The 11926-nt window shown below is 53.2% G+C and carries 6 protein-coding genes and 3 pseudogenes; 6 read left to right on the top strand and 3 right to left on the bottom strand.

Translation table 11 applies throughout. The features are described 5' to 3' along the window. The first annotated feature begins 29 nt into the window (after window positions 1–29). Together ACQG11_RS05400 and ACQG11_RS05395 are read left to right on the top strand one after the other, a co-directional pair. Entirely contained in the window at window positions 30–866 is an 837-nt protein-coding gene (locus tag ACQG11_RS05400; RefSeq protein ID WP_023279881.1) for a helix-turn-helix transcriptional regulator, read from the top strand. Window positions 867–1160: 294 nt separating this feature from the next. Further along, window positions 1161–1820, top strand: a complete 660-nt coding sequence (locus ACQG11_RS05395) for an SDR family oxidoreductase (RefSeq protein ID WP_007897903.1) — start codon at window positions 1161–1163, stop codon at window positions 1818–1820. A gap of 41 nt (window positions 1821–1861) precedes the next feature. Here ACQG11_RS05395 and ACQG11_RS05390 read toward each other — a convergent pair. Next, a pseudogene (locus ACQG11_RS05390) lies at window positions 1862–2458 on the bottom strand (LysR substrate-binding domain-containing protein); the annotation flags it as partial. Between the two features lie 447 nt (window positions 2459–2905). Beyond that, window positions 2906–3232 carry a four-helix bundle copper-binding protein gene (locus tag ACQG11_RS05385; RefSeq protein WP_022649401.1) on the bottom strand — a complete coding sequence of 109 codons (327 nt, stop codon included), beginning with the start codon at window positions 3230–3232 and terminating at the stop codon, window positions 2906–2908. A gap of 431 nt (window positions 3233–3663) precedes the next feature. Between ACQG11_RS05385 and ACQG11_RS05380 the strand changes: the two genes are divergently transcribed. Both ACQG11_RS05380 and ACQG11_RS05375 read left to right on the top strand, forming a co-directional pair. Beyond that, entirely contained in the window at window positions 3664–4797 is a 1134-nt protein-coding gene (locus ACQG11_RS05380) for a glutathione-independent formaldehyde dehydrogenase (RefSeq protein WP_022651297.1), read from the top strand. Between the two features lie 569 nt (window positions 4798–5366). Further along, window positions 5367–5666, top strand: a pseudogene (locus ACQG11_RS05375) (IS66 family transposase); the annotation flags it as partial. 71 nt (window positions 5667–5737) lie between these two features. Here ACQG11_RS05375 and ACQG11_RS05370 read toward each other — a convergent pair. Beyond that, window positions 5738–8389 (bottom strand): excinuclease ABC subunit UvrA, encoded by a 2652-nt coding sequence (locus tag ACQG11_RS05370; RefSeq protein WP_012561117.1) that lies wholly within the window; start codon window positions 8387–8389, stop codon window positions 5738–5740. A 616-nt stretch (window positions 8390–9005) separates the two neighbouring features. Here ACQG11_RS05370 and ACQG11_RS05365 point away from each other — a divergent pair. Together ACQG11_RS05365 and ltrA are read left to right on the top strand one after the other, a co-directional pair. Then, window positions 9006–9691, top strand: a pseudogene (locus ACQG11_RS05365) (IS3 family transposase); the annotation flags it as partial. 672 nt (window positions 9692–10363) lie between these two features. Beyond that, window positions 10364–11872 (top strand): group II intron reverse transcriptase/maturase, encoded by a 1509-nt coding sequence (gene ltrA / locus ACQG11_RS05360; protein WP_001189111.1) that lies wholly within the window; start codon window positions 10364–10366, stop codon window positions 11870–11872. The last annotated feature ends 54 nt before the right edge of the window (window positions 11873–11926 follow it).

Below are 11926 nucleotides of genomic sequence, written 5' to 3'. Positions count from 1 at the left end.
TAGCGGTCAAAGTCAAATTCCGGATGAATATGCAAACAGTCAGCTTTTCCGATTCTCCCGTTGATGATCTCCTCGCTGAGCTTCTTACCCTGGCACGCTCCCGTTTTCCACTTCCCTGCGATTGCCTTCGCGCAGAACAGACGCATCAGGTAAAGAAGTTCGAGGTGGAAGGTGCGACCCTTTCCTTCCCGCTGGAAGGAGAATTCCGGTATCGTGAAAATGAGAAATGGCACCGGGTGATCCCGGGCGAGATTATGGTCGTCCCGAATGCCCGTAGCATCGATATAGAATATGCCCCTTCAGAACAAAGTGGTGAGTTTGTTGCCCTGAGCGTGGTGCTCGCGGAGGAACAGCTTGAAGCAGCCAGGCTGTTACTTGCCGCACCACCACCACAGGACACCGGCAGCATCGCAGCCATTTCCGTATCAGCTCTTCTTTCACCCCTTAACCGCTGGACAGCCGCAATGCGGGAAGGGAAGCGTCCGCTTTCCCTGCACGCCATGGTTGAAGTGGTGCTCTGGCTTTATGGCATGGGATACCATGCTTTGCTGCGAGCCCGGCAGCCAAGTCTGGCCATGAAAATCCGTCAGATGGTAGCGGACAAACCGGCTCATCCCTGGAGTGCTGCTGAAATTGAAGATCTGACGGGACTCAGTGGCCCCACGCTTCGGCGCCACCTGGCCAGTGAGTCAACCAGCTTACGCTCAGTTATCGCCGATGCACGTATCGCGGAGGCTCTCCGCCTGCTGATGACATCGACGCTGCCGGTAAAAACGGTCGCGGGGCGGGTGGGTTACAATTCACTATCGAGCTTCAGCAAGCAGTTTTCTGAACGCTATGGAATCGAACCTTCAGGGTTCCGCTGACTTCAGTTCGTTCAAGGTACACATTGCGTCCCTCGCACTTCAGTAACTTGCGTGGATCTTTCGAATATAACGGAAGATATTGGCCGGCATTGCGTGTAACCGGTTCAGGAGTTCTCATCGTGACGGGAGAGCTAAATCGGTACGGCTGTTGTTCTCAGCTATAAGAACAACTGAGTATCTGACCAGCTGTCTGGTGCTGGCAGCAGCATGCAGTGCAATCGGTCAGGCTCAAAGGAACTGACCTGATGTCAGGTTATAATTTCGGACACATCATAACCCCAGAAGGAGACAACTGTGGTTCATGTTTTCATTATCGGTGGTGCAGGCAAAATCGGCCAGCGTCTGTGCAGGATCCTTTCAGGTAGGGGGCATGCTGTTCGTGCCCTCTACCGTAAGCCAGAGCAGCAGGCATTGCTAGGCGAGCTGGGTGCTGAGCCCGTCAGTGGGAGCCTGACAGAGCTGGATGCAGCTGCGCTGGCGATGCACTTTGCAGGTAGTGATACAGTGGTGTTTACTGCCGGTGCCGGCGGTAAGGGGGGACAGGAGATGACCAATGCGGTCGACGGCGAAGGGCTGAAAAAGTCGGTAGCTGCCGCCCTCAGTGCCGGTGTGTCTCGCTTTCTGCTCGTTTCTGCATTCCCGGAGTCCGCACGGGGAGAAACCACTTCTGAATCATTCGAAAATTATATGCGTGTTAAAAAAATGGCCGATGTGGAACTAGCACAAAGCGAGCTTGACTGGGTGATCCTGCGCCCCGGCGCGCTGCAGGATAAGACTGGTACGGGTTATGTACGTGCCGGCCTGGCCATCCCGTATGGTAACGTGCCCCGTGATGACGTGGCGGCTACGCTGGCTGAACTCATTGAGCAACCTGCCGTCAGCCGCGTCATCATTGAGCTGACGTCTGGCGATGCTCCTGTCCGTGAAGCCATACAGAAGCTGGCGGGCCGATAAAAGGCAGCGCACGTACCAGCAGGCTGCAGGCCCCCAGGCGTTTACAATAAACTTTCCAGCCAGTCGGTAAACGCCCGTACTTTTCGGGAGAGATGGCGGTGCGGATACAGAAGTTACAGTTTGCGATTCGGGGACGTATTATCTGGCAGAACCTCTACCAACAGCCCGCGATCGAGATAAGGCTGCAAAAAAATATTCATGCCCTGTAGTATTCCCAGCCCCGCCAGGCCTGCTGCAATGTAGGCTTCTGAGTTATCCACGACAAGCCTGCCTGGAAGTTCAATTTCGGTGGAGCCCTCTGACGTCCCGAATGTCCAGGGCATAACTTGTCTGTTGCTGCTGTTAATCCAGTTGACGGCCTGATGCTGCTGCAACTCGTCCATTGTTTCCGGGGTGCCGTGTTGATCAAGATACGCAGGACTGGCGCAGGTCGTCATTTTAACGGTTCCCACCTCCTTTGCGATATAGTCGCCATCGTCCAGCTCCCCCACCCTCAGTATGCAGTCCAGGCCATCATGCAGCATATTCCGTCGGCGGTCTGAGCTGCTCAGGATAATTTCAATTCCGGGATGCTGGCGATAAAAATCAGGCAGGTTGGGTATAACAAGTAAAGCCGCAAACGCGACAGGCATATCTATGAGCGAATAGCGGGCGTCAAAATGATAGCGACAGGAAAGTTCTGCCATATTAAACATAACAACCCTTGGGCGCACCGCCGCAGGCGCCCTCAGCACGTTTCTGCGGCCTCCCGCCTGTTTCCGGCACCTTTCAAACGCCCCTGATGATTTCTGCGCGTCTGCATGGCTATGCAGTGAGATCTGCTCTCCACCGATTAGTGCATGCAGATTTTGGAAACGTCCAATTCTGGCACGAAGCGGTCACCCCGGCGGGGTGCAGTCCGCTGTCAGCGAAAACGGACATTGAGCCAATCAAATAATCTGTGCCAGAATTTGTCATTGAGGCTAGTACTTTCGAGTAGATCTATTTCCCGCCCGTACTCTTAAACTCATCTATCTCATCCTTCTACGACTTATTACCGGGAATATAAAACCCCGCCGAAGCGGGTTTGGTAATTTGAGTTTTTCTCAGGCGGCCATCTTTCTGCATTGTTCGGCGCAGTGATGACAAGCGCTTGAGCAATCCTGACAATGGTCATGTTCATGCTTTCCACACTCGTCACCGCACTTCTGACAAACATCAGCGCAAAGACGGCAAAGATCCTGGGCAGACCCGCTATTTAGTGTCATGAATTGAGCTGCAAGACGGCAGATATTTGCACACTGCATATCCAGTTTTATGCACTCGCGCATCATCTCCAGATTCTCTTCGTCGAGACACGAAGCCGCACAGTTATCACATGCCGTTGCACATAGATAACAGGCTTCGATGCATTTTTTGTATTCGTCTAACATAATTTCTCCTTAGCTAAGGTTACGTATTAAGCATGGAAGAGATAACTGATTATTCAAATTTTGAATTAGTTAATTACCTTTTCAGCATTTCATATCATTGATTCAAAGTGCATCTCTAGGGTTACCTAATTCACCTATGTCTACTTCTGGCACAATGCAGAAATGAGATAGATTTACTTTATCCGCTTCTCGCTCAAAGCTGTCCGTAATCCCTTGCCTGCTTAAAAAAACCGGATTAACGTGTGATGTTTTTACGTTTTCCAGGCAGCCTTCATCGGTAAGTACCTGTCTTACAGACTTCAATGCACTTAGTTAAGAAACATCCTAATCGTCCTTTCGCCGATCGCGAGATCTGTTATGGCAGCTAAACTCGATTGATACCCCAATCCGCGGGGCAGCATTTCCTTTCCGCACGCAAGAAGGAGAAGATCATGAAAGCAGTAATTTACAACGGTCCTTATGATGTAAAAGTAAAAGACGTACCGGATGCGAAAATTGTCCGCCCCACGGATGTACTCGTCCGCATCACCACCACCAACATTTGTGGGTCGGACTTGCACATGTATGAGGGCCGGACCAGCTTTGAACAGGGACGGATTCTGGGTCACGAAAACCTGGGTGAAGTGGTCGAAATTGGCTCAGGCGTTGAACGTATTAAGGTGGGCGACTATGTTTGTCTGCCGTTTAACGTGGGATGTGGTTTTTGCGAAAACTGTGAAAAAGGTCTGACCGGCTTTTGTCTCACTACCAATCCGGGTACGGCAGGCGCAGCTTATGGTTTTGCTGAAATGGGTCCCTGGGAGGGAGGTCAGGCGGAACTTCTTCGGGTGCCATTTGCCGACTTTAACTGCCTTGTTCTTCCCCCTGATGCGGCAGAAAAAGAAGATGATTATGTGATGCTCTCTGACATTTTTCCTACCGGCTGGCATGCAACAGAACTTGCCGGATTGAAGCCTGGTGAAAGCGTGGCCATTTATGGCGCGGGGCCGGTCGGTTTGATGGCAGCTCATTCGGCGATCATTAAAGGTGCTTCACAGGTGTTTGTGGTTGATACGCACACAGACCGGTTGGCTCTGGCTGAAAAAATGGGGGCGACGGGCATCAATGCTACTGGCGATGAAGCTGTACAAAAAATTCTCGACCTGACGGATGGACGCGGTACGGATTGTGGCTGCGAATGTGTTGGCTATCAGTGCTGTAACAAACATGGCCATGAAGATAACTCTGTTACCATGAACAGTCTTGTTGCGTCGACGAAAGCAACCGGGGGAATTGGTGTGGTTGGCGTCTTTATTCCTCAGGATCCGGGGGCTGAATCGGAGCTTGCCAGAGAGGGTAAGATGCCATTTGATTTTGGGAGTTTCTGGTTTAAAGGACAGGCAATCCGTACCGGCCAGGCGAACGTTAAGGCCTATAACCGTCAGCTGTCTCGCCTCATCCATCACGATAAAGCCAGTCCGGGCAAAATAATTTCTCATCGTCTTTCGCTTGAAGAGGCTCCTGCCGGATATAAGCACTTCGATGAGCGGGATGAAGGATGGACGAAGGTTATCCTTAAGCCTTAAATAGAGTTATCCGGTATGAGAAAGCAAAAACCGGGAAAGAATGTATGACTTTTGACAGGGTGCAATAAAATATCCTGTCAGGGCGTTATTATTCATACTTTCAGCTGCCAGGCGCTTCCATATCCAGACTTGTTCCCTGATTTTGCCGACGAGATAGCAAAATTAATACATTCAGGAGGAGGCATCTGCGGTTGATCTGTTCCGTATTTATTAACGCCCTGTGCTGTAAGTATTGTCTGCCTCTACCACATAGCAGACATGTGCGCAGGAACGGTCCGCTATGAGCGAAAAGCGGACTTCCGGTCCTTGCGCAAACTCCCGTTCCGAGAAGTTGCAGTTCACAAATCACCTGTTAAAGAAGGTATGGTAGCCCACAGCATTAATTTTGCTTCCATCTTCAGTCAGACTGGCCGGTACCGGCTTCCGATAAGTTTCGTCGGCTGAGGCCCGCTAAAGTAGAGAGGTCAAAAAATAACCTTGACGTACAATAATTTTCGATATCCAAACTGACCCCTAATTAGGTGGACACCTGATGACTGACTTAAAATTTCTATCACGCCAGCGTTACACATCCGCAGTCGCATCTTGCGGGGTTCAGCGGGGTGTTGCAGGCGGACGTGCACGTGCGGACGCCCTCTGACACCACGACCGAAGCGCTGTGCCGTATCGGCGAGCTGTATGGCATCGAGGCGGGCATCCGGGGCAAAAGCGCGGCGGAACGGCTGGCCATTCGGCAGGAAAAAGCGGTACCGCTGCTGACCGCGCTGGAGGGCTGGCTGCGTGAAAAGCAGAAAACGCTGTCACGGCACTCGGAGCTGTCGAAGGCGTTCGCGTACGCGCTGAACCAGTGGGATGCGCTGAAATTATACCTGCGGGAGATTACTGATACAGAACACGCCGGGAATGTGCCGCCATTGACGCAATGACGACACAGCCCTTTTTAACCGTTCCGTGAGAGTTCCCTGGCAATATACTGTGCGGTACGGCTTTCTTTGACCTGCGATACCTGTTCGGGAGTTCCTGCGGCAACCAGGCGTCCTCCCTCATGTCCCGCTCCAGGACCGATGTCGATAACCTGGTCTGCCTGAGTAACCGCCCGCATATCGTGTTCAATCATTATCACCGTATTTTCTGCATCAACAAGCCGCTGCAGCTGCACAAGGAGGCGGTCGGCGTCTGAAGCATGCAGGCCGGTTGTCGGTTCATCTAGGATATACAACGTGTGGCCACGTTGGCTACGTTGTAGTTCGGTTGCCAGCTTGATCCTTTGCGCCTCCCCTCCGGATAACTCGGTTGCTGGTTGTCCCAGACGCAGGTAGCCCAGACCAATTTCACTCAGCAGACGGAGGGGACGAGCCACTGGTTCTTCAGTCGCAAAGAACTGACTGGCTTCATCCACCGTCATATGCAGGACCTCCGCGATATTTTTGTCCTGCCAGCAGATCCTGAGAGTATCCCGGTTATACCGCGCGCCATGGCAGGTCGGGCACGGTGCATACACGCTCGGCATAAACAACAGCTCCACGCTGACGAATCCTTCACCTTCACAGGTTGCACAGCGGCCTTTTGCCACATTGAAAGAGAATTGACCCGCATCGTAATGATGGAGTTTGGCGTCAGTCGTTCCGGCAAAGAGCTTACGAACAGGATCAAACAACCCGGTATATGTCGCCAGGTTTGAACGGGGGGTCCTGCCTATCGGTTTCTGGTCAACCTGAACCAGACGCTTTACCAGTCCGGTATCACCGGTCAGGGTACCGTACGTTTTCTCCGTTACGGATGGCCCCTCAGCGTCGCTGGCTTCGGAAAGCACGTCTTCTGGCTCACCGCCAAGTGAAGAAAGCACCAGTTCCGGTAAGGCCTGGGCAATCAGACTGGATTTACCGGAGCCAGAGACTCCCGTCACGGCTGTCAGCACACCCAGAGGAATATCAACATCGATCCACTTAAGATTGTGGCGATGGATCCCCTGCAGTTTCAGCCACCCGGATGGGATACGGGCAAAAGATTGTGGTGGCCGGACTTCATCAAATAAATAACGCGCGGTACGAGATTGGGTGACGGCTTTCAGATCTTCAGGAATACCACTGTAGAGAACATGTCCTCCCTGTTCACCAGCCGACGGTCCCACATCAACAAGCCATTGCGCCCGTCGCATCAGGTTAAGATCATGTTCAACGACAAACACCGAGTTGCCGGCATCACGAAGGTTCTCAAGCGCATCGTAAAGCGCTTTACTGTCTGAGGGGTGCAGACCCGCAGACGGTTCATCAAGAACATAGACCACACCAAACAGCATCGAACTGAGTTGCGTGGCAAGACGCAGTCGCTGAAGCTCTCCTGCAGATAGAGTTGGGGTTGCTCTGTCCAGCGTAAGATAACCCAGCCCCAGCTTCTGCAACTGATACAACCGGGCCATGACACCACCGGTCAGCCGTTGTGCCGCCAGTCGTTTCTCTTCCGATAACGCCGATGTCCGGCAGACATCGGCGTTATCGGAATGGACCGCTTTTCCGGATGCAGCACGCTCTGTCAGATCCCGACGGGTGATATCCCTGTCGGCATCTGCGCCGGCGTGGTGGGCACTGAAATCCCCCCGGGAGATTGGAAGGAGCAATTCCGCCAGCTGGTCTAAGGGCATCTGCATAAATTCACCAATGTCCACACCGGCAAAGGTGACGGACAATGATTCTGACTTCAGTCTTTTCCCGTGACAGACCGGACACAGCTTGCCTTCCATAAAACGGGAGACTCGTTTTCTCATCAACGCGCTTTGCGTGCTGGCGAAGGTATGTAGCACATAACGACGTGCCCCGGTGAAGGTCCCCATATAACCCGGCGTCATTTTTTTCCTGACGGCTTCGCGCGTATCTTCCGGACTCAGTCCCGGGAAAACCGGTACAGTGGGGGTGTCTTCGGTAAAAAGGATCCACTGACGGTCTTCCGCTGGCAGATTTTTCCAGGGAGTGTCGATGTCATACCCCAGCGTCACCAGAATATCCCGCAGATTCTGTCCGTGCCAGGCCGGGGGCCAGGAAGCAATAGCCTTTTCACGGATACTAAGTGAGGGATCGGGCACCATCAGTGTTTCAGTTACCTCATAGATATGGCCCAGACCATGGCAAGAAGGGCATGCCCCCTGCGGCGTGTTGGGAGAAAAATCCTCGGCATACAGCATCGGTTGTCCGGCAGGATAAGCGCCCGCCCGTGAGTACATCATTCGCACCAGACTGGATAAGGTGGTCACGCTGCCGACAGAGGAGCGCGCGTTACTGGCACCGCGTTGTTGCTGAAGCGCAACGGCTGGCGGCAGTCCGTCAATGGCATCCACATCCGGAACCCCGACCTGATCAATGAGGCGACGAGCGTAGGGGGCAACCGATTCAAAGTAGCGCCGTTGCGCCTCAGCATAAATGGTGCCAAAGGCCAGTGAAGACTTACCCGAGCCTGACACACCCGAAAAAACAACCAATGCGTTGCGCGGAATGGAAACATCCACCTCTTTAAGGTTGTTCTCGCGAGCACCGCGAATCACAACTGAATTGTTGTCGTCAGTCAGGATGGGATGATAACCGAAAAGTTTCTTTGCCATAGAATTTCCTGTGCTAGGTGTGTCCGCTCTTAATAAGGCCACCTCTTGTGACGGTATCTGGTGTGCCGGACCGCTCGATCAGAAAGCCCGTCGAAAAAAGCGTTTGTGTGACTGGAAACAGATTGCTGAAGCTGGGCCCGGTGGTACCATGTGGGACACCGCTGAAGTTTCAGCGGTACCCTGCGGATCCGCCTTCTGTATGAGAACTGGCTGGCGGCGTACCCGGGACCGGAGATTTGGCTCCCGTGATAATGCGGGCTCCCCGGTACGCGACGCTGTGGTTCCAGACCCAGCTGATGGCGACACTCAGGCGGTTTCGGGTACCAATTAAAAAATACAGATGAATAATGCACGTGATTTCATATGTCATTTCCTTTCATTACAGTTTTAGACCCCATCAGACATCTGCCTGGCAGAGTTAACGGAGATAGGAGCGGACTATCGAAATGGTGTCGTCGATTGACCTCTTCTGCGACTCATTTCGTTTGCCCGTATCGGGGAATTCCTCCCGAAGATAGCTTTCCAGAACAACCGCCATCAGGTCGTTAACGGCTCCCTGGACTGACCCCGCCCCGGTAGACGATCCTGCCCTATAGTTTGAGTATAGGAGGAGCGTATGGGCACACCACGATTTACACCTGAATTTAAGGAAGAAGCCGTCCGTCAGATAACGGAACGCGGTTATTCCGTCGCCTAAGTATCTGAGCGTCTGGGCGTCTCTGCACACCGCCTCTACAAGTGGCTACGGGCTATCAAACCTGATAACAGCGAGCAGCATGCCCGGGATTTACTGGAAGCTAAAAGCGAGATCCTGAAACTCCGGGCGCAGCTAAAACGCACCGAAGAAGAACGGGATATCCTGAAAAAGGCCGCGCGGTACTTTGCAAAGGAGCCCGACTGAAGTACCGCTTTATCAATGAGCACCGAACTGTATGGGGTGTGATGACGATGTGTCGGGTACTGAATGTCGCCCGGGCCGGGTTCTATGCGTGGCTGCATAACCCTGTCTCGGCGCGTGATAAAGATAACCAGCGCCTGCTGATGCTTATCCGCGACTCATATTCCCTGAGCGGAGGCGTATACGGTTACCGGCGGGTTCATGGCGATCTGAACGAAATCGGGGAAACCTGTGGTAGAAACCGGGTGGGTCGGATCATGCAACTGGACCGGATTAAAGCTGTGCGCGGCTATAAAGCGCCACGTCGTATCGCTGGCAGGCCTTCAGTCGTTGCTCCTAATCTCGTGCAGCGGCAGTTCACCGTTGTCCGGGCCACCCAGGTCTGGGTCACCGATATTACTTATAGTGTGCCCGGAGTTCAGGGCGGGCATGGATGCTTAAATGAACCGCGAGTCTGTCTGGAATATTGAACCGGTAACTCACGATGAGAAACCCAACAATCCCACCGGGTGTGACGGTGGAGAACCTGAGCGGCAGTGACCTGCGGCATGCCCGCAGGGTGATGTAACCCGCTGACAACGGGGATTGAGGCGAGATCACTAAGCCGAGATGATCCTCAAGGTTAAGTACTGAAAGGCTGAAGAACATGAACCCGTTAATCCGCCTCTGTGGGTTGAAAACGTCACCACGGCCTACGTGATCTGACAGGCCGTGCAGGAGGAACTGGCAGTGATACGTAAGCACTGCCGGTCGAAGGTGTTTTGACATGTATGCGAAACACCGGGGCAGCAGCGTCTATCACGCTTGCGTTGCTGACTTCTGCCAACTTGCGGCAAGCAAGGATAAAGAGTGCGACGGGCAGCCTCCTCAGTATGCCTGAGTCCAGGCAGGTAAACCGGGGAAGGTCAGCGACGGATGTTAAGGGGGCATGGCTCCGATGACGCGCTGGCTGGCGGAGCTTCCGTAGTAGTCCGCGATGGGGAAAGCCCATTACATGGCGAAGGGAAGCAGTTTGAATGTGTTTGCGACGTGAATTAACTGACCTAACGAGGTGAAGACCTTTGATAATCAGCGAAATGCAACGCAAGCTTGCCACATGGGCAGCCACCGATCCGTCCCTACGGATTCAACGGCTGCTGCGTCTGATAACACAACCAGAATGGCTGGCTGAAGCGGCGCGGATCACGCTTTCATCAAAGGGGGCCCATACCCCCGGCGTTGATGGCGTGAACAAAACAATGCTACAGGCCAGACTGGCTGTTGAGCTGCAAATCCTCAGGGATGAATTACTCTCAGGCCACTACCAGCCCTTGCCCGCCAGACGGGTTTACATCCCTAAAAGCAACGGCAAACTGCGACCACTGGGTATCCCCGCGTTGCGGGATCGTATTGTTCAGCGGGCCATGCTGATGGCGATGGAGCCGATATGGGAGAGTGATTTTCATACGCTCTCATATGGCTTCCGGCCTGAGCGCAGTGTCCACCACGCGATCCGCACGGTGAAATTACAGCTCACAGACTGCGGTGAAACCCGGGGACGCTGGGTGATTGAAGGCGACCTGTCCAGTTACTTCGACACCGTACATCATCGACTGCTGATGAAGGCTGTACGCCGCAGGATCAGTGACGCACGTTTCATGACTCTGCTGTGGAAAACCATCAAGGCGGGACATATCGATGTCGGTCTCTTTCGGGCGGCCAGTGAAGGTGTACCACAGGGCGGTGTTATATCGCCGCTATTATCGAACATCATGCTGAATGAGTTCGATCAATACCTGCATGAGCGCTACCTGAGCGGGAAAGCCAGAAAAGATCGGTGGTACTGGAATAACAGTATCCAACGGGGCCGAAGTACGGCGGTCAGAGAAAACTGGCAGTGGAAACCCGCGGTGGCGTACTGCCGCTATGCCGATGATTTTGTCCTCATCGTCAAAGGCACCAAAGCACAGGCGGAAGCCATCAGGGAGGAGTGTCGGGGTGTGCTCGAAGGCAGTCTGAAACTCAGGCTGAACATGGATAAGACTAAAATCACCCATGTTAATGACGGCTTTATCTTTCTGGGGCACAGGATCATTCGCAAACGCAGTCGTTATGGCGAGATGCGAGTGGTCTCAACGATCCCGCAGGAGAAAGCCAGAAACTTCGCCGCATCGCTGACAGCACTGTTATCAGGCAACTACAGTGAAAGCAAAGTCGATATGGCTGAACAACTCAACCGAAAACTGAAAGGCTGGGCTATGTTCTATCAGTTCGTTGATTTTAAGGCCAAAGTCTTCAGTTATATCGACCGTGTCGTGTTCTGGAAGCTGGCTCACTGGCTGGCCCGCAAATACCGTACAGGTATCGCTTCCCTGATGAGGTGGTGGTGTAAATCACCGAAACCGGGTCAGAGCAAAACGTGGGTTTTATTTGGTAAAACCAATCACGGCAAGCTCAGCGGCGAAATACTGTACCGGTTGGTGGGGCAAGGCAAGAAGCTGTTCCGCTGGCGGCTACCCGAAGGTAATCCCTATCTGAGGACGGAGACCAGAAACACGTATACATCGCGCTTTACAGAAGTGGCAATGGCGTTCGCCAGCATTTAAATGGAGAGCCGGATGCGCTGAAAGGTGCACGTCCGGTTCGGGGAGGAGAGGCAG

The sequence above is a fragment of the Enterobacter cloacae complex sp. 372C4 genome, from assembly GCF_050030615.1.
Lineage (GTDB): Bacteria > Pseudomonadota > Gammaproteobacteria > Enterobacterales > Enterobacteriaceae > Enterobacter > Enterobacter intestinihominis.
Note: the sequence above shows the minus strand (reverse complement) of the source record. Positions and strands in the feature narration are given on the sequence as shown.

Coding starts and splice junctions, on each gene's coding strand:
- ACQG11_RS05400 (WP_023279881.1), top strand. CDS start 30: ATGCAAACAGTCAGCTTTTCCGATTCTCCCGTTGATGATCTCCTCGCT.
- ACQG11_RS05385 (WP_022649401.1), bottom strand. CDS start 3,232: ATGTTAGACGAATACAAAAAATGCATCGAAGCCTGTTATCTATGTGCA.
- ACQG11_RS05380 (WP_022651297.1), top strand. CDS start 3,664: ATGAAAGCAGTAATTTACAACGGTCCTTATGATGTAAAAGTAAAAGAC.
- ACQG11_RS05370 (WP_012561117.1), bottom strand. CDS start 8,389: ATGGCAAAGAAACTTTTCGGTTATCATCCCATCCTGACTGACGACAAC.
- ltrA (WP_001189111.1), top strand. CDS start 10,364: ATGCAACGCAAGCTTGCCACATGGGCAGCCACCGATCCGTCCCTACGG.